Here is a 20,985-nt window from a genome sequence, read left to right as displayed (position 1 = left end):
CTTTATTTTAGATATATTTGTAAATTTACCCTTTATATTAATATTCTTATATTCTATGGTTATTTATTTTTATTAGGTTAAAATTAGAGTGAAACAAAAAATTTTTATAATAAAAGCACACCTATCTATAGGTGCGCTTTTGAAAAGATGTGATTTTAATAACTAAATACATAATAATGGTTCATTATTATGTATTTAGTTAAGATTTATTTTAAACTATTAGTTGCATGGATGAGTATAGTTAGCAATTATTTTTACCTTTAGATCCATAGATGAGCATAAATCCCTTGTTGGAAGAATAAAGCTAAATCTTCTACTAGTGTTTGTACATGGTGAGCCATGTTTATCCTCTGAACATCCACATCCACTACCGCCATGGCCCACAGTAAAGGTTTGAGATTTAAATGCTAATACTGTACCAGTTCTATCTATTAATATACAGCCCACTGTTAATTCCTTTCCAATACAAACATTTCTTAAAGCTACATTTACTTGTAGTAATCTTGATGTATCAGCTACATTTATAGGATCTAGTATTGCTCTTTTACAGATTTCACAAGGTTTAAAATGAATAAAGTTACTTCCTTCCTCTGCATTACAAAATTCTGATATATTAAAAGAATTTATATTTAAAACTTCTTTGTTTTCCATCTTTTCTTCTGAAGATTTACTCATGATTTTTCCCCCTTTGATTAATTTAAATTGTATTAATTAAACTGCCTATACTATACTATATTAATAGATATAAAAAAATGTTACCTTTCTCTTTTACTTATTAAAAATTCTTTTCATTTAAATTCATATCATATTCCATGTCTATATTTATAGCGTTTTCCTTTAATTTTTCTATATCCATTTCATTAAAATCAGTTTCTTCTAGATTTACTTCCTGTAAATTAAGATCATATATGCTCTGCGCTAAATTTATTTCACCTAAATTATTACTCACTATTTCTTCTACATTTTTATATTCTACCTCTTCCTTAAAATTTCCATCTTTTATATCCTCGTATTCTACTTCTTCTCTAAAATCTACATCTTTTATATCTTCATATTCTATTTCTTCTTTTAAGTTTACACCTTCTGTATCTTCAGGCTGTACTTCCTCTTTTAAATTTGATTCTTCTACTTCTTCACATTGTATCTCTTCTTTTAAATTTGTATCTTCTACTTCTTCATACTGCACCTCTTCTTTTAAATTTGTATCTTCTACTTCTTCATACTGTGTCTCTTCTTTTAAATTTGTATCTTCTACTTCTTCATACTGCACCTCTTCTTTTAAATTTGTATCTTCTACTTCTTCATACTGTGCCTCTTCTTTTAAATTTGTATCTTCTACTTCTTCATACTGTGTCTCTTCTTTCAGATTTGTATCTTCTACTTCTTCATACTGTGTCTCTTCTTTCAGATTTGTATCTTCTATTTCTTCATATTGTACTTCTTCATATTGTACTTCTTCTTTTAAACTTGATTCTTCTGCCTCTTCATACTGTGCTTTTTCTTTTAGATCTGTATCTCCTACTTCTTCATATTGTACTTCTTCTTTTAGATTTGTATCTTCTACTTCTTCATATTGTATCTCTTGTTTAAAATTTACATCTTGTATATGCCCATATTCTGTATCTTCCTTTAAATTATCCTCTTCCATATTGTCATATTCTATCTCTTCTTTAAAATTATCTTCTACATCTAGAACCTCTGTATATTCTTTTACATCTTCATTTCCCATTTGTAAAATTGTTCCTATGCCAATTAATAAAGATACTGAAAATTTATTTTCATTTAAAGGAGCAATAAAAGCTTCTTCAATAAATAAAGTTGGTTTTAAGTTGTCCGTATAGTCACTTTCTACTGGTAAAAACCCTGAAATAATTTTATTAATTTCAGTAGAATAAATGTTCTCATCATATGGATTTTCTAAAAACAATACTCTTATGTTTATGCATCCTTCCATAAAGATTTTATACTGCCCTTGAGTAAATATATATTTCCATTCTCTTATTTTAGGTTCTAAAAAAACCTTTAAAATTTGTCCTATCTTTGGATTATTATTTACAAGACTTATAGTATATGATTTGCAAAATTCCTTATATGGATATTGTATATTATATTTACTTATTTCCTCTTCAGAAGTAATACCTAATATTTCTATAGGCTTATTTTCCATGATAACTCTCCTTCCTTATATAATTTATCCCTTCTTAATAGTTTATGTTTTTTTATTTATAATGTGTAAACTTTAAGAAATAGAAGTATGCATAAAAAATTAATATTACCTAAAATATACTAAATTGGATCATATATAAAATAGAACTCTATTATAAAAAAATTACTCCAGATAAAAATATAGTATTATATGATACTAATGGAAAAGATGCTAAAGAAGTAGTAAAATATTTAAGTAATAAAGGATATTGAAACTAAAATTCCTACTAATAAAGAAATAATTGATACTCTGCCGAATTTGAAGAATAAAAACAACCTTTCATTTTAAATCTTAAGCAAATAATTTAATATTTGCAGTCTAGGTTATACTAATAGTAAATATATATATAGAAAGGATGATACTAAACTATGAAATTTGATTTTTTTAAAATAGAAACCTTTATACCAGAAGAATATATAAAAGAATTAAGAAAAGCATTAAACCATATAGGAGCTCTTACAGTAGGAGGAAATTATGATAACTGTATGGCAGTTTCTAAAGTTAAAGGTTCCTGGAGAGCTCTAGAGGGAGCAGACCCCTTTAATGGACAAATAGGTGAAATATGTGAAGCAGAAGAATATAAAGTAGAGTTTTGCTGTACTAAAGAAGTATTGAAAAATACAATAACTACTATAAAAAAAGTACATCCTTATGAAATACCAGTAATAAATATAATTCCAATATTAAATTCATTTGAATAGAAAGAGGACAACCTAAATGGGTATCCTTTTTCTTTCATTAATTGTATAATTATCACTATCCACATAATTATATGTTTAATTTATTTTATTAATTATATTATTCTCATCACAGCTAAAACTATTAAGATTATTCCTGATAACCAGGATAAATTAAGTTTTGATTTCTCAACAAATTTTTTTCCTGCAAATAATCCAATGTATATAAAAATAAAATGAGCTACTAAAGATAATAAGATTATTTGTATATAATTTACATTACCTAAACTACTTCCTAATCCTATAGCTAAAGAATCTAAAGAAAGGGCTGCAGCAAGATACAAAGCTTCTTTAGGATTAAGATTCTTTGAATGATCTATATCTGCTTTAGTTTCGTCAATACATATATCTATTATAAAATTTAAATCTGAAAACTTTATCTCTAACTTTTTATTAGAATTTCTATTCTTTTTTACATAATTTTTTACAATACTATCAAACAGATAGTATATTCCAAATAAACACAATATAATAAAACTTATTATTGAAGTAATTTTAATAGGCACAAATTTTTTTATTACAGAGCCTAAAAAAAGTGATACCCCAAGAACACTTGAACAAATAATATTTATTATTGTTGCAGAAACAAAAGGAATTTTTATTTTATTTGTTCCATAAGCAATACTGGCCACAAAAGCATCTAAAGATACAGCTAACACTAATAGTAATGATTCTATCACTTAATCACCTCGCTTACATAAATATATAAACTGATAGCTAAGTATTTAATTTTTATATAATTTAACTATTAATATGGTATTCTGCTATTTATAAATAGTTACAATATTAAAGTTATAACTTTTCCAAAAGAGATTTATTTAATGATACATATAAATATATTTATTAAATAACAACAAAAAGTTTAAATCCACACAAAAAAACCGCACTCCAGTTAAATACCAAAGTACAGCTTAAAAATAAACATCCTATTTAAAAAAATTTATAATATACCTAACCCTCTATGCAGAACCAATAGAAAATTACTATGGACAGTTCATAAACTAAACATTACAAACTGTCCAACACTTTTTTAAATTTCTATTTTTGCTTCAACACCAAAATGATCTGAAATTATTTCTTTATTTATTCCGTTAAATATAACCCTGCAGTATTCTATGTCTAAATTTTTATTAGATAATATAAGGTCTATCCTCATATTTTTTCTATTACTTTCCCAACCATCAATATTTCCAATAACAGTTACCCCATTATCTTTTGATTTTCCTAAATCATATATATCTTTAAGATTTTTATCTATAACATAATCATATCCTTCATACCTTAAAAAAGCATCATTATTAAAATCTCCCATTAGTATACAGGTTTCCTCTTCTTTTAAATCTTGAACCAATTTATTTACTTGGAATTTAAAATCTTCCTCTTCATCATCCCACCAGCCTAAATGGCAGGAATAAAGGGAAATTAGATGATTATTATAATATATTTTACATTTTATTATTTTTCTAGTTTTCCAAAAATTCCTGTCTTTACTTTTGGAAATATAAAAAGAATCTTTTTCTTTTATAGGATACTTAGTTAATATAGCAAGACCTTCTTCATATTTATCATAACCTATATGAGCAAAATCCCACAGAATTTTAAATCTATTCTCTCCTAATTTTTCAAGTTCTTTAATTAATATAAGAGCAAAATTATCCTCTTTTATATTATCAAATAATATTTTACTATTAATACTTTGACTAACCTCTTGAAGAGCAATCACATCATAATTATTTTCATATATTACCTTTGCCAAATATCTTATTTTTTCTATTTGTTTTTTTTCTTGCCAAGAGTGACAATTTAAAGTAAGAACTTTCATAAATTAATCTCCTAAAATATCTTGAATATCTGACTTTAATACATCTGCCTTTGGTCCATATATAGCCTGAACCCCTTTATCCTTTACTATAAGACCTAATGCTCCAAGTCTTTTCCATTCTTTTTCCTCTGCAACTAGGCTCTTATCCTTTACTGTCACACGAAGACGAGTCATGCATGCATCTACATCTATTATATTTTCCTTTTCTCCTAGTAAACTTATTATTTTCACTGGTAATGAATCTTTATTAGCCTCTTTTCCCGTTACTTTTTCTTCTTTATTATCCTGTTCTCCTTCCATTTCTATATAATTTCCTGCTCTACCAGGCGTTGGTATATTGAATTTCTTTATTAAAAAATTAAATATTAAATAAGTTAGTACAAAATATATCACTGATACAATTGCAAAGTTTAGCATATCTTTTGTAATTCCAGCCTTTATCATCATAGGAGTACGAGCTATAAATTCAACAAATCCAAAACAGTGAACTCTTAAATTTATTAAATCTGCTAAAGCAAAAGCTGTTCCTGTAATAACTGCATAAACTCCATATAAAATTGGTGATATAAACATAAACATAAATTCTATAGGTTCTGTAACGCCTGTTAAAAATACTGCTAATGCTGCTGATAAGAAAACAGTTTTATATTTATCTCTTTTATCCTTATCTACATTTTTATACATTGCAAAAGCTACACCCAATAATGAAGCTGAAGATGTTATTACCTGTCCTACTTTAAAACGTGCAGGTATAACAGTTGTTAACAAATTATTATATTCTGTCATATTGCCGGCTGCTTTCAAATTAATTAAATCATTTGCCCAAGCAAGCCATAATGGATCTTGACCTGCAACTATAGTGCCTGCAGTTGGTCCTGTTAAAATTTTATAAGTTCCTCCAAGAGAAGTATAATTTAGTGGTACTGTTAACATATGATGAAGTCCAAAAGGTAGTAATATACGTTCCAATGATCCAAAAATGAAAGGTGCTACTATTGGTGCAGTATCCTTAGATGTTGCTATCCATTTTCCAAAAGCGTTTAACGCACCTTGAATAGAAGGCCAAATCATAGATAAAATTATTGCTGTTACTACAGATCCTAGTATAACTACAAAAGGTACAAATCGTTTTCCATTAAAGAAAGCTAAAGATTTTGGTAATTTATTAAAATTATAATACTTATTATATAAGTAAGCTCCCAAAAATCCTGAAATTATACCTATAAATACACCCATATTTAATGCTGGTGCTCCAAGTATAGTTGTAAAATAATCTTTAACTACTAATTGTCTTCCAAACATTGAAGTTACTTTTGCTGCTTCATCAGAAAACATGTCAGGTTTAACTCCGAAAATAGCTCCTGTTATTCTATTTGTAAGAATAAAAGTAAGTAATCCTGCAAAAGCTCCTCCAGCACGCTCTTTTGCCCAAGATCCACCAATTGCTACTGCAAATAGAATATGAAGATTTCCTATTATTGCCCATCCTATATCTTCTATTACTCTTGCTACAGACTGTAATAATCCCATAGAAGCCTGCATTCCTATAAGTTTACCAATACAAATCATAAGTCCTGCTGCAGGCATAACTGCCACAACAACTAGCAATGTCTTTCCAAATTTTTGCCAAAAATCAAAAGATATTAGCTTATTCCTTTTCATCTTTATCCCCCCAATATTTATAATTCTCTATCAATTTAAATTTTAAAATATTTTATAAAGTCTAGCTTCAAAAGGTTTTAATACTATTTCTGTTATATCCTCATGTTTTTCTACTGGATAATTTGAAATTATCAATTCTTTATAATTTAATTTTTCTTTATTATAGATATATTTAGCTTTCTTATTGGTTAAATTAGCAATTACTATAAATTTTTCATGCTCTAAAATTCTTGTGTAAGCATATATTTGTTCATGATGTTCTAAAATCAAATTATATTTTCCATATACAAGTGCCTTATTTTTCTTTTTTATTTTTATAATTTTTTTATAAAAATTTAAAATGGAATCTAGGTTATTTTCTTGTTCCCTAACGTTTATATTTACATAGTTCGGATTAACTTTCATCCATGGTTTTTCTTTTGAAAATCCAGCATTCTCTGTAGTATCCCATTGCATTGGTGTTCTTGAATTATCTCTTGAAGTTTCCCAGACATACTTAAGAGCCTCTTCTTTTGGTATACCTTTTTTTATTTTTTCTTTATAAATATTTATAGTTTTTATATCATTATAATCCTGTATATCTTCAAACTTAACATTAGTCATTCCTATTTCTTGACCTTGATATATAAAGGGAGTCCCCTTTTGCATAAAATATATAAGAGCCAAAGCTTTTGAACTTTCTTCCCAAAAGTTTTTATCATCTCCTAAAGTTGAGACTACCCTTTGAATATCATGATTTTCTATAAATAAAGCATTCCATCCAACCCCTTCTAAGCCTTCTTGCCACTTACTTAATACTTCTTTTAATTTTTTTACTGTAGACTGTTCTTCTCGATCAACATCCCAAAGATCTAGATGTTCAAATTGAAATATCATATTAAATTTCCCATCTTTTTCTCCTACCCACTGAGGAGCTTCATTTATATTTACTCCATTAGCTTCTCCAACGGTTATTATGTCATATTTATCAAAGGTATTTTCCTTTAACTCTTTGAGATATTTTTGAATTCCTTCTACATTCATATGTTTATCAAAGGAAGGGACATATTCTAATTTTTTTGGATTAGGCATATCTTTTAATCCATCTTCTTTTTTTATATGACTTATAGCATCTACCCTAAATCCATCAATTCCTTTATCTAGCCACCAGTTAATCATCTTATATAACTCTTTTCTAACATCTTCATTTTTCCAATTTAGATCTGGCTGCTTTTTGCTAAATAAGTGAAGAAAATATTGATCTGTATTTTTGTCATATTTCCAGGCAGAACCTTTAAATATACTTTCCCAATTGTTAGGTTCCTTTCCATTTTTACCATCACGCCATATATAAAAATCACGTTTTGGATTATCTTTAGAAGATCTTGACTCAATAAACCATTTATGTTCATCGCTAGTATGATTTATAACTAAATCTATTATAAGTTTCATACCCTTTTCATGAACCTTTTGTAACAATTTATCAAAATCCTTCATAGTTCCAAACTCATCCATTATAGCTTTATAATCACTTATATCGTAACCGTTGTCATCATTTGGTGACTTATACATAGGACAAATCCAAATTATATCTACACCTAAATTCTTTAAATAGTCTAATTTAGAAATTATTCCCTCTATATCTCCTATGCCATCATCATTGGAATCCTTAAAACTTCTTGGATATATTTGATATGCAACAGCTTCTTTCCACCATTTCTTATTCATTAATAATCCTCCATTTGCAGTTTTGCGCAATCGTTTGCGCAAAATAGTAAAAAAATAATGCTTTAATAACATTTCTATAAGTAATTTTACTATAAGTATTAGTCTTTTAGAACTAATACTTATAGATTATAAATTTTTTTCTTATCCTAAATAATAACTATAATCTTATTAAAAATATGAAATACCTAAATATATAACATATTAAGAATATTAATTTTTACTTTCAGTTATAGCTAAGGCTGCAGCTCCTAAAACCCCTGCTTTTCCTCCAAGCTTAGCTTTCTCTATTTTACAGTTGTCTGTAATGGCTTTCCAACATCTCTTTTTAACTTCTCTATTTATTGTATCAAAAACAATTTCCCCACCATTTATAACTCCTCCACCTACAACAACCATTTCTGGATCAAAGGTATTTATTATATTGGCTACAGTTATACCTAGATATGATAAACAAAATTCTAGTACTTCTTTTGAAACTTCATCTCCTTTTTTAGCTTCTTGAAAAACTTCTTTAGCAGTTAAATCATCATATTCTTTTAAGGCTGTTTGCTTATTGTCTTCACAAGCCTCTTTTGCTTTTTTCATTATAGCAGTACCAGATCCTAAACTTTCTGCACAACCGCTATTACCGCAACCGCATTTAGGTCCATCTTTCATAACGGTTGTATGACCTATTTCTAAAGCATTTCCTGTATTTCCTCTATATATTCTACCATTTATTATAGCTCCTGCTCCAATGCCTGTACTTGCTGTTATATATATCATATTCTCTGTGCCTTTTCCTTCGCCAAACATGAATTCTGCTAAGGTAGCTACATTAGCATCATTATCTAGATATGTTGGAATATTATATTTATTCTTTATAGGCTCAACTAAACTAAAATTTTTAAAGGGTAGGTTTGAAGATGAAATTATAACCCCTTTTTTAGCATCTAAAGGTCCTGGAGATCCTATCCCTATAGCTTTTATTTCTTCTAAATTTACCTCTTCTATAACATTATCAATAGTATCAATTATTTTATATAATACATCAACTTCTCCCTTACTTGCTTCTGTTTTAACTTTTTTTTCTTTTATTATATTTCCATCTAAATCCACAAGCGCTGTATATATTTTTGTTCCTCCTAAATCAACACCTACTATATATTTTTTACTCATTTTATCACCTCAATAGTTAATAATATAAATTTAAAACTTTATATTAATCCTTATAAAATCTATCATCTAATAAATTTTTATTTATTACTAGTACTAATTTTATTGATTTTTATTATATCAATGGAAGTAAAAGTTTACAATGCTAGAATTTTTCAAATTCATTAATTTTATTAACTTATTATGCTAAATTCTACAAAATACTCATTATTTTTAATGCATTCTTGCGCAAACGTTTGTACAAATATGCATTATAGATTAAACTATTTATTCTTCATATTCCTTTTAAAAATATTAACCTATTTAAAAGATTCTCTCTCTACAAAAGTTGTTTCTATAATATAGTGATCTCTAATATCTTCCACTTCTTCTATCTTGTCTATTAACAACTTTGTGGCATAATACCCAAGCTCCACTCCATTTATATCCACAGAAGCTAACTCAGGTTTTTGAAATTTATCTAAGGGTATATTATTAAAGCCAACTATAGAAAGGTCATTTAAATCTTTTTCTTTTAATGCCTTCATAGCACCTATTCCTAGCAAATCATCCATTGCCACTACTGCTGTTGGCTTTATTTTTTCTAATATTTTCTTCATTTGCATATATCCTTCTTCTTCTTTAAAATCTTCTCCATAACTAACTAAATTTTTACTAAAATTAATTCCATTCATCTCTAGTGCTACTTTATATCCTTTTTCTCTATCCTTACATACGTTTAATTCCTTTTTAGCTCCTATCAAGGCTATATTTGTATGACCTTTATCTATTAATTTATTAACTATATTATACATAGCCTTAAAATTATCATTATCAACCCAAAGAACTCCTTCGGTATATTTTAATCGTCCCATAATAACAAAAGGAAAATTTATGTCTTTTAAGTATTTTATATTTTCATCATTTTCTTTTGGTCTTAAAAGAAGCATACCTTCTATTAGTCCACTACTTGTTAAATCCTTTATATGTTTTTTCTCACTTTCTTTATTATTACTAAAAGCATAGGTTATATAATATTCTCTTTTTTCAGCATAGGAGCTTATGCCTTTCATAGCTTGTATAAAGAAAGGATTAGATAGCAAATTTTCTGCTTCCTCTGGGAGTACAACCCCTAATATTCTAGTTTTGTTATTAACTAATCCTCTAGCTATTGCATTAGGTTTATATTTAAGTTTTTCTATAACTTTATATACCTTTTCCTTTGTTTCATCACTTATTCTAGGACTATTTGACAATACTCTTGAGACTGTAGAGGGTGAAACCTTTGCTTCTTTAGCCACATCTTTTATGGTAACCTTCATTTTTATTAATCTCCTTTTAATATATCTTGTATATAATCACACAGAATCCTTTTTTTCTTATTTTCATCTATGAATAATGTTTTATTTAGTCTTTATTGAATTTATTATATATAAATATATTTAACTAAAAGTAATCATTTATAGCTTACCAACTAATTATAAATTTCTCAAGGAGTAAATAGTTTATTTATTTAAAAATTAATTTAAATAATAAAGGAGCTGTCTCAAAATAGCTTTAATTTTAAGTTCGTAAATATAAATAATTCATTCATAAAGCAATTCATTTTGCTAAGTAGTTCTAAATTTGACTCCATTAAAAATTTTTTACTCAGTAGAGGCGTCATCCATGCCTTCACTACTGACTCCTCACGTCCTGTGAGGAATTACAAAAATTTTTAATTCCGTCAAATTTAGAACTATTAAAGCTTTTATTACATGTATTTTTTATATTTACTATATTAAAATTAAAGCTCATCTTATTTTGAAACAGCCCTCTTTTATTATTTAAAATTGTATATAATTATCTATATCTTTAACTTTATATTGCCCAATTTTTAGCTCTTTCCATTTCATTATACATATTGTAATATCTCTTTTTATTATTTATAAGTTCCCTATGACTCCCCTTTTCTTCTATATGCCCTTCATTTAAAACTATAATTTGGTCTGCATCTTTTATAGTATTTAATCTATGAGCTATAACTATAACAGTTTTATTTAAAGTAAGTTTCTTTATGGCCTTTCTAATTTCTAACTCATTATCAGCATCAAGGGAAGCTGTAGCTTCGTCAAGTAATACTATAGGTGCATCTTTGAGTATTGCTCTAGCTATAGATATTCTTTGCTTTTCTCCTCCTGATAAGGTTGATCCGCCTTCTCCTACTATAGTATCATATTTATCTTCTAATTTTTCTATAAATTCATGACAATTTGCAATTTTAGCTGCCTTTATAACATCCTCTTTAGTAGCCTTTTCATTTCCTAATTTTATATTATTATATATGGTATCATTTAAAAGATATACATCTTGAAATACCATGCTTATGTGTTTTAATAATGAATCTGGCTTTATATATTTTATATCTTGCCTACCAATTTTTATTGATCCATTATTTATATCCCAAAATCTAGCTATAAGACTTGTAACTGTAGTTTTGCCTGAACCAGAAGGTCCAACTAAAGCCGTCATAGTTCCTTCCTTTGCTTTAAAGCTTAAATTATCTATAGTATTTTCTCCTTCTTCATATTCAAAACTTACATTTTCAAACTCAATATCATAATTTTTAAAGTCTACTTCTTCATAATTGTAACTCATTTCTGGTTTATTATAAGTATCTATTAATTTTTGTGAGGCAAGTTTTAAATACCTAAACTGTCCATATTGAGCACCAAAAGCTCTTAGTATATTTGTAAGGGCTATATTTATTATAATAAATGTTAAAAAAGCTTTCTTGTCAATATTCCCATATCCAAATTTAGTTGTAGCTATAAGTAATAATATAGGGAAACTTATATCAACTATTATCTGAAATATAAGTACAAAAGGTACAATAGATATTTCTGTTCTTATACTTTCTCTCTTTAAATCTCTAAAGGATTTTTCTAATCTTTCAAATTTCTTACCTGCTAAATTATGAGCTTTAAACACCTGTATACCACTTAGGTATTCAACCATTCTTGATATTACTTCATTCATAATTACTTTCTTTTCCTTACCTATTCTAGCAACTTTTTTTCCTCCTGTTAAAATAATAGGCATAGCTACAAATACAAATGCAAGTTGAATTATAGCTAATTTAACATCAATAAAAAATGTTATTATGAGTAAATAAATACTAAGAACTATAGTTTTTATCAAATCACTAGTATTATGAGTTATAATTTTTTCAAAATCTTGCAAATCATTTGTCATTATATTGGACAAATTTCCTATACTATTTTTATTGAAAAACCCTAAATTTATATTTTTAATATGATCTCCTAAGGATATACGCATACTTTCAATGCCTCTTGCACCTTTAGCTTGTATTCCTGTGTATCCTATTGCATTAACTATAGTTCTAAATATAAACGCTATTACCATGAATATAGTATAATTTTTAATTTTAGAAAAACTTAATTGGGAATTAATTAAATCTAACAACACAAAATATAATATTGAATAAAAAAACATATTAAATAAACTATCTATAGTTAATAAAATTATAGGCTTTCTAAGCTTTTTACTATGCTCACCTAATAATACCTTTATATCCCCTATCATACTACATACCTCCTGCTACTTCTGCTGTTTCTGTTAGTTCATAATCATACATATCCCAAAGATGTCTATATAATCCCTTTTTATTCATAAGATAATTGTGAGTTCCTTGTTCTATAATTTTTCCTTCCTCTAAAACTACAATTTTATCTGCATTTTTTATTGTATATAATCTATGGGCTATGATTATAGCAGTTTTCCCTTTCAGAAGATTCCTAAGGGCTTTTTGTATTTTGCTTTCATTTTCTATATCTGAATAAGAAGTAACTTCGTCTAAAATTACAATAGGGCTGTCCTTTAATATAGCTCTTGCAATAGAAATTCTTTGTTTTTCTCCTCCACTAAGCTTAATTCCATTTTCTCCAAGAGAGGTTTCGTACCCATCAGGTAAACTCATTATAAAATTATGAATTTGTGCCTTTTTACTAGCCTCAATAACTTCATCCATACTTCTATTAGAACCCATTTTAATATTTTCTAATATAGTATCTTGAAGCATGAATACATCTTGAAATACAAAGGATACCCTGTTCATAAGTTCTTCCATTTTTATATCTTTTATATTTATATCATCAATAGTAATATTACCTTTTTCAACGTCCCAAAACCTTCCTATCAATTGACCCAATGTAGTTTTTCCTGAGCCTGAAGGCCCTACAAGAGCAACTGTACTCTTAGGTTCTATAGTTAAAGATAAATCTTTTATAACTTCCTCTTTGTCATATTTAAAAGTAACATTATTAAACTCTATTTTCCCATTAATATCTTTCTTTAAGCTTTTCAATCCTTCTACTTGAGGCTCTTTTGCAAGAATATTTCTTACTTTTCCTGCTCCTTCTAATAACATTGAAAAAGTTGATCCAAATTCTAATAATTGTTTAAAAGAATTAAGGAAATTTGCACTTAAAATTAAAAATAATATATAAGTAGGTGCATTTATACTTCCCTTTAAAAACATAACTCCTCCAATAGGAATCATAAATAAAAGTCCTGAATCTATAAGTACTAAGAATACTGCATAAAGAGGAGCAGTTTTCATACTTAAATCAATCCAATAATCTGCATATTCTTTTGTTATGTCTTTATAACTTTTAAATGATTTTGCTGTTAGATTAAAAGCTTTCATAACATTCATTCCGTTTATATATTGAATAATAGTAGAATTAAGCCTTTGAACTAAATCATGATAATGGGCCATCATTTTTTCCATACCTTTAAACATACCTATTTGACTTACAAATCCTAAAATAATAGGAATAAATAAAGCTAAGGCCAATTTCCAGTTCAAATATAAAAGATAAATTATAATTATAATAGGTGTTACCACAGCTGCAGATAAATCTGGAATTTGATGAGCTATGAAGTTTTCTAATTTTTCAATATCCTCATTTATTGTTTTTTTCACATTCCCTATAGTGTTACCTGTAAAAAATCCCATATTAAGTTTAGACATATGGTTTATTGTCTTCATTCTAAGCTCATAAAGTATGCTATAGGCCGCTATATGAGAAAATACCCCTGATAATAAAAATATAACCATTCTTAAAACTACAATAGTACCTACAGTTATAGCCATGGATTTAATTTTCCCATAGTTTACAGTGTCATTAAAAAGCTCCAAAACTATATTATACATAAGAATATACGGTACTATAGCCATAAGTGAACTTATTATACTAAACAAAGCTGATATATATAATTTAATTTTTTCTTTGCCTGATACCTCTAAAAGAAAACTTAAATTTGATTTTTCTTTCATAATTTCTCTCCTTTCTCTTCTCAATATTTAGTACAATTATGAAATAACTTCATCTTTATTATAATTGAAAATCATTTTCAACTTCTACTCCAAAAAAAACAAAAAATGCTCCAAAAATAAAAATCTGACTATAAGATTTTTATTAAATTTAGAGCATTTTTAAGAACTAAAAACTAAGTTTATACTGATCTATTTAATTTTCTATATTTTAATGGATTAATATTATTATAACTTTTGAAAGCATTTGAAAACTTGCTTGGATTTTCATAACCTATTTCATTTGCAATTTCTAAGATTGACATATCCGTATTTTTTAATAAATATTTTGCCTTTTCAATTCTTGATTTTTTTATATATTCATAAACTGTATTTCCAGTACTATTTTTAAAAGCTTTTTGTAATTTATATAAACTTATATTTAAATCACTAGCTAGTTCTTTAAGTGATGGGGGATCTTGTAAATTCTTATTTATTATATCCTTAGCCTTAATTATACACTCTCTCTTCTCATCTTCTGAATTTTCCATTAATTTCACATTAGAATTATTTTCAAAAAAAATAGCCAAAAATTCTATTGTCTTTAGCTTAAGCTTCATATAGCCCATCATACTATCAATTGAAATGTCATCTATTTCCTCTGCTATTTTTTTTATATCATAACTAGCTTTTTCAAGTACTAATATATCTTTTTTAAATATATTATTCATTTGAGTTTCCCAGTCCATTATAACTTTGTCTTCCCATATTGGATTTACAGCATTTTTAAAAGTATTAAAATGTAAGTTAATAGATACAGTTTTGCAATTATTATATTTAAATTTAAAATATTCTACATCATTTAGTGTTTTATATATAAAAATATCTCCTTGTTTAAGTATATATTCTTTATTGTTAGGCAAAGATATTATTTTTGAATAGCCACTATAGCAATATCCTAATTCAAAAACATTATCATTACATCTTCTATTATCAAAATCCATAATTGTTTTATCAACGATAACCTTTGAAATTTCTAATCCCTTTTCTATTTTCATTCTTGAAAAATTTCCTGTACCAAACTGTTTTCCAATAACATATTTTTTGCCTAATAATTCTTCTGAAATTTTACAATTAAACTCTTTTTCGATATATTCATAATAAGTATCTACAATATCTTTTTCACTACTCAAAATTATCCCCCTTAACATAAATAATTATATATACAATTTAAATGATTTTCATTTTCATTCCACTTAAATTATATGGGATTTTATTCTAAAAAGCAATATAAATCCTAACACCGCACTATTGTAATAAGTACAAAATCTAAATTAATATACTAATTTTAATAACTTTATTTAAATATTTAGAGCCTAGAAATTTGAAAAATAAATTAGCAAATTCCTAGGCTTTTAGGGATAGTTTTTATTAATTGTTTTACTAATAAAAATATATTTATTTTTATATTATCTATTGTAGTTTCTAATTATTTCATTAAGAATATTTAAATGATTGTAATAATCATTTACCACAGCATTTACTTCCTTCATCAAACTAGGGTCTAAATCCTTATTTTCTTCCTTAAATTTTTCCCCTTGCTTTATACCCATTTCCATAGCTTTTATAGCATGATCACAAACTTGCAAATCATTATTTACAGGTGTTAATTTTATCTTTTCAAAAAATTCTGCTATAGTTCCTAGAAATCCTAAAGTGTCTGGGGCATCTCCTCCCATTTGTTCTATTCTATTGGTAATAGCTTCTTCATGTCTTTTAAAAGATTCTATAATATTTTTTAACTCATTTTTCAAATCAACATTCTGAGCTTTTTCAAGATAGTCTTTAAAAGTACTTCCTCCCATGTGCACTCCTTTTAAAAATTTATCCATTTGTTTTGTATCTTCTTTTAATGCTATTTTCATAGTAAAATCACCTCAATTTATTTTTTTCCAATAGCAAATTTATTATACTTACATAAAAAACTCCCGGGATTTTACCGAGAGTTTAAATTATTGATATTACATATAAAAAACTTTTTCATTAATTTATAACTTTTAAACCATAAAGATATTTGTATTAAATGAAGAATCTATTTACAATTTTTATTATTTATTTTTTCCTTTAATTTTTTTATTTCCTCATCCTTAGAAGCTATTATTTCCTCATATTTTCCTTCTCTTTCACACCAATTTTTGTTAAGCAAATTTATAAAGGAGGCCATTTCATCTGCACTTCCTGAAATACGATTAAATAAAAGAAGATTTAATGCCAAAACCTCAGGAATTTCTTTATGGCAATATCTTAATTGGTGATCAATTTCTCCATAACCTTCTTCAAATATAGTTCTTACTTGAATTTCTGCTATGACCCTTTGGTTGGTAGGAAAAAATTCTATAAGATAATGTACAGATCTATAACCAGATTTTCTAGATTGAATTTGAATATTCAGTTCTTCAAATCTTTTTGTATCGTCTCCATCCCTTACATTTGCAGTTATTTCTATAACTTTCCAAGTATTTAAAATAAACTGGTGTATATCTTCCCAATCCTGTTTGAATATATGTATAACTCTAATACCTATTAAATCATTTATTTCTTCCTTATAGTTTTCAACAGTAAACTGAAAATCTTCCCCATATCTTTCTTTTCTATTAGAGGTTTTTCGAATAATTTTTTCTATTAACCTTTCAGGATTTTTAACTCTAGATTTAACAGAATGTATTTTATTGTGAGTCCTCAATATATTGGATATAAAATCACATTGGCTTTCATAAGTATCTTTGTATTTATTAAAATCTAAATATATATCTCTTAGATTATTCCACTCTATTTTATTTTCAATAATGTCATCTTCTATAGAAGGATATTTTTTTAAAAATTCTTCCTTTATAAGTTTATTCTCCATATTTTCCTCCAACCTTACCTTATAATATATTTTTATTATTCATATACTTAAACACTTTTTTCTTGGTTTATTTTTCTACCTATATCCTTAACGTTCTTATGCTTTATATATGCAATACTAATATAAATTAATATTTCTATAAATTTTATTAAAGGATTTACTAAAAGTCTATATTATCTATTTCAATTATTAAGTAAATAAATCTAATATCTCTTCTTTTGATAATGTATTTATTAAATTCCCACTCTTCAAATCACTATTCATAACATTATTTATAAGTTCCTTTTTATCATCTTGTAACATTATAATTTTTTCTTCAATGGTTCCCTTACATACTAACTTTATTACCTGTACTAAATTTTTCTGCCCTATTCTATGTGCTCTATCAGTGGCTTGATCTTCTACTGCTGGATTCCACCAAGGATCAAAGTGTATAACTAAGTTTGCTGATGTTAAATTTAATCCTGTACCTCCTGCCTTCAATGATATTAAAAAAACCTTAACATTTGAATTTTTATTAAATTCATTAACTAGCTTAATTCTTTCACTAGCATTAGTTGATCCATCTAAATAGAAGTATTCTATACCTTCTTTTTCTAATAGCTTTGAAATATTTTTTAATACTGAAGTAAATTGTGAAAACAATAAAATTTTCTTTCCTTCATCTACTCCTTCCTGAACTAATTCCATGGCTATCCTAAGTTTAGAACTTCCCCCTTTATATTCATCAATTATAAGAGAAGGGTCTAAGCATAGCTGTCTTAGTCTTGTAAGATACGAAAATATTGTGATTTTATCTTCTTTGTTGTTTTTTAATTTTTCCTTTATACTTTTCATATATGCCTTATATATTCGCTCTTGATTAGTAGTCATTTCCACTAAAAATTTCTTTTCTATCTTATGTGGCAAATCCTTTAATACATTCTTTTTTTCTCTCCTTAAAATAAATGGACGAATTAAAGTTTTTAGTTTATCAATATTTGTTTCCACTTCATCTATAAATTTCTCTTGGAACCTTTCTTCACTATATAAATATCCTGGCATAATAAAATCAAATATAGACCAAAGCTCCATTAGATTATTTTCAATTGGAGTTCCTGTTAATGCAAATCTCACTTTAGAATTAATTCTCTTAACACTATCAGTATTTTGAGCCAGTGGATTTTTAATATTCTGTCCCTCATCTATTATACAATAATCAAATATTATATCTTTATATAACTGAAAATCATTTTTTAAGGTTCCATAAGTAGTTAGTAAAACATCATATTTCTCCCTATCATCTAAAACTTTCATTCTCTCTTCCTTGCTTCCATGGATAACTCCAATCTTTAAAGTTTTAGCAAATTTTTGAAATTCATCTTGCCAATTATATATTAAAGAAGTTGGTGTAACTATGAGGCTTTTAGCTCCCTTTTCTGATAACAGAAAGCTTATAGTCTGTATGGTTTTACCAAGTCCCATTTCATCTGCTAAAATCCCACCAAATTTCATATTACTTAAAATTTTCATCCATCTATATCCTGCTATTTGGTATTCTCTAAGAGTAGCATTAAGATTTTTAGGGACTTCATAATAGCCGTCATTTATCTTTGTAATTCTGTTTGAAATATTTTGGAGCAAATCTTTTTCTTTAATAAAAGACGATCCTCTGCTTTCAATATAATAGGCCCTATTTTTATGAATTTTAAAAGAATCTCCATTTATATCTCCATTAAAACTTAAGTCTTCTAATAAACTAAAAAAACTTTTAACTTCATTATCCTCTAAATCAATAAAATTATTATCCTTTGTTTTATAAAAATTTTTATTATTCTTAAAAGCCTTAAATATATTTTTAAACTCTTTTTTAGAAACATTTCCAATATTATAAGACAAATTTAACCATTCCTCAGAAGTTTCAGTAATATTAACTTCTATAGAAGTTAAACCATATAAATTTAAACTTTTCAAACTGTCTGATAAAATTACTTCTCCTATATTTCTAAATCTTTTTAATCCCTTGCTTAAAAAATTATATAAATCATTTTCATCTCCAATAAATAAAAATCTATTTTCTCCTTTTATAAATCTAAATTTTCCCAATTCCTTAATTATTTTTTCTTCTTTTTCTAGATCTCTAATAATAACTTTACCACCTAAATCTTCTTTCCTAAAATTCTCACATTTTATATTATTAATATATAGCTCTTTTCCTATGGATGGTGGTAAATTTATCTTTATAAAATTTGATAAATTTTTATTTTGTGCATCCTTAATAAGTTCAAAATATTCTTGTCCATAATATAATTTAACTTTACAAAAAATTTCTTCTGATTCCTTATAAAAATAGAATTTTGGTACTATGAGAGCTGACACAAAATTTTTAACCCCTTCATCAAAAGTTATTACCTGGGAAATTTTGTTTAATATTACTATTAATTCTTGAAAAGTTTTAGCATCTTTACTAAATGATATCTTCCCTTGCTTTTTCAGATGTTTATAGAAAGGTTTGTATAATTTCCTTTGAGTTCTAGAAGGAATATATAGATTGTTACCATAAAAACATACTTCTCCCTTTAAAGTAAGTGGAATCGGAAACTGTTTCTTAGTAGTTAAAATAAAACTATCTTCCCTTTCTTTCAGAGTGAAAGAAAGAGGTAAATCTTTATGTATAATCTTAGTATTATAATCTATATACTCATACTTAAATTTAATTGTTCTATGTTGAATAGTCTCTAGAAATCTTTCTAATACACTTGTTAATATTATTAGCTTTCTACCATCAATTATTTTAAAGGGTAAATTTATCTTGTTTTTAAATATTTCTTTATTTATTGATATGTATTCTTCTATAAACTCAATAATTTTTTCATCTTCAGGAGAAAAATAATGAATTTTAGGATCATATACCAATCCATTATTAATAAAAACCTTAGTTCCTTGGATTCTTCCTTGAACAAAATCCTCCAAAGAATTTATTAAATACATATTACTTTTACCAATTTTAAACTGAGCTTCATAATAATCTAAATCATCATTATTTATGTGATTTAACTTTATACTAACATTTAGTTTTTCTCTTAAATTATTATATTTTGTTATTTCATTTAATATAGTATTTCCTACTATAAATTTAGATTTATCTTCTTCTTTATTAGTTTTATCCTTAAGAGTTTTAGATGCCAAATCATAAAACTTATACATAGTGGCTATAATATGCGGACATAAAAATTCTTCCTTATACACGGAGTTATTAATAAAATCATCACAGCTACATTTAGTTTTTTCTAATATACTCTTTGACATATTTATCCTTATATGAGTATAATAATCATTGCTTTTATTTTCATTTTTAACTTTTCCATATATATTATAAGAATTATCTATTTTCTTGCTTTTTATATCAAATACTAATCCACCTTTATAAAGCTTCTTTCCTTCTATTCTTACCAACTTTGAACACTTAATGAGGACTATTTCTATTAATTTTCTTAAGTTCAATGACTATCA

General features: G+C 26.3%; 15 protein-coding genes. 1 reads left to right on the top strand and 14 read right to left on the bottom strand.

The features are described from left to right. Positions 1-219: 219 nt before the first annotated feature. Positions 220-675: an exosporium protein CsxB gene (gene csxB, locus ACYUDJ_RS00980; protein WP_003486263.1), complete on the bottom strand. Its 456-nt coding sequence runs from the start codon at positions 673-675 to the stop codon at positions 220-222. 100 nt (positions 676-775) lie between these two features. Then, positions 776-2,167, bottom strand: a complete 1,392-nt coding sequence (locus ACYUDJ_RS00975) for a hypothetical protein (RefSeq protein WP_003486264.1) — start codon at positions 2,165-2,167, stop codon at positions 776-778. 407 nt (positions 2,168-2,574) lie between these two features. On the opposite strand from ACYUDJ_RS00975, the gene cutA reads away from it, so the two are divergent. Further along, the gene (gene cutA, locus ACYUDJ_RS00970) at positions 2,575-2,907 is read left to right on the top strand and encodes a divalent cation tolerance protein CutA (RefSeq protein WP_003486266.1); all 333 of its coding nucleotides are present in this window, start codon (positions 2,575-2,577) and stop codon (positions 2,905-2,907) included. A 92-nt stretch (positions 2,908-2,999) separates the two neighbouring features. Here the strand turns inward: cutA and ytaF are convergent, their stop codons facing one another. The 12 genes from ytaF to ACYUDJ_RS00910 form a co-directional block, all read right to left on the bottom strand. Further along, positions 3,000-3,623, bottom strand: a complete 624-nt coding sequence (gene ytaF, locus ACYUDJ_RS00965; RefSeq protein ID WP_003486268.1) for a sporulation membrane protein YtaF — start codon at positions 3,621-3,623, stop codon at positions 3,000-3,002. A 350-nt stretch (positions 3,624-3,973) separates the two neighbouring features. Beyond that, positions 3,974-4,765, bottom strand: a complete 792-nt coding sequence (locus tag ACYUDJ_RS00960) for an endonuclease/exonuclease/phosphatase family protein (RefSeq protein ID WP_003486270.1) — start codon at positions 4,763-4,765, stop codon at positions 3,974-3,976. A gap of 3 nt (positions 4,766-4,768) precedes the next feature. Continuing rightward, positions 4,769-6,427 carry a PTS transporter subunit IIBC gene (locus ACYUDJ_RS00955; protein WP_003486272.1) on the bottom strand — a complete coding sequence of 553 codons (1,659 nt, stop codon included), beginning with the start codon at positions 6,425-6,427 and terminating at the stop codon, positions 4,769-4,771. A 42-nt stretch (positions 6,428-6,469) separates the two neighbouring features. After that, positions 6,470-8,134, bottom strand: a complete 1,665-nt coding sequence (locus ACYUDJ_RS00950; RefSeq protein WP_042385096.1) for a glycoside hydrolase family 13 protein — start codon at positions 8,132-8,134, stop codon at positions 6,470-6,472. 210 nt (positions 8,135-8,344) lie between these two features. After that, complete coding sequence (locus tag ACYUDJ_RS00945) at positions 8,345-9,292, bottom strand: ROK family protein (RefSeq protein ID WP_003486276.1); 948 nt, start codon at positions 9,290-9,292, stop codon at positions 8,345-8,347. Between the two features lie 296 nt (positions 9,293-9,588). Next, the gene (locus tag ACYUDJ_RS00940; protein WP_343285868.1) at positions 9,589-10,611 is read right to left on the bottom strand and encodes a LacI family DNA-binding transcriptional regulator; all 1,023 of its coding nucleotides are present in this window, start codon (positions 10,609-10,611) and stop codon (positions 9,589-9,591) included. 517 nt (positions 10,612-11,128) lie between these two features. Further along, on the bottom strand, positions 11,129-12,853 hold the full coding sequence (locus ACYUDJ_RS00935) for an ABC transporter ATP-binding protein (protein ID WP_003486280.1): 1,725 nt from the start codon (positions 12,851-12,853) through the stop codon (positions 11,129-11,131). A gap of 1 nt (position 12,854) precedes the next feature. Beyond that, a complete protein-coding gene (locus ACYUDJ_RS00930; RefSeq protein ID WP_003486282.1) occupies positions 12,855-14,609 on the bottom strand; it encodes an ABC transporter ATP-binding protein in 1,755 nt (584 codons plus the stop codon). Positions 14,610-14,788: 179 nt separating this feature from the next. Then, on the bottom strand, positions 14,789-15,796 hold the full coding sequence (locus tag ACYUDJ_RS00925) for a helix-turn-helix domain-containing protein (protein WP_003486284.1): 1,008 nt from the start codon (positions 15,794-15,796) through the stop codon (positions 14,789-14,791). Positions 15,797-16,054: 258 nt separating this feature from the next. Beyond that, positions 16,055-16,510 (bottom strand): DUF2383 domain-containing protein, encoded by a 456-nt coding sequence (locus ACYUDJ_RS00920; RefSeq protein ID WP_003486286.1) that lies wholly within the window; start codon positions 16,508-16,510, stop codon positions 16,055-16,057. Positions 16,511-16,677: 167 nt separating this feature from the next. Further along, complete coding sequence (locus tag ACYUDJ_RS00915) at positions 16,678-17,493, bottom strand: RelA/SpoT domain-containing protein (RefSeq protein ID WP_003486288.1); 816 nt, start codon at positions 17,491-17,493, stop codon at positions 16,678-16,680. A 189-nt stretch (positions 17,494-17,682) separates the two neighbouring features. Beyond that, entirely contained in the window at positions 17,683-20,976 is a 3,294-nt protein-coding gene (locus tag ACYUDJ_RS00910; RefSeq protein ID WP_042385105.1) for a DEAD/DEAH box helicase, read from the bottom strand. Positions 20,977-20,985 lie beyond the last annotated feature (9 nt).

The organism is Clostridium sp. CTA-6 (assembly GCF_054768115.1).
Note: the sequence above shows the minus strand (reverse complement) of the source record. Positions and strands in the feature narration are given on the sequence as shown.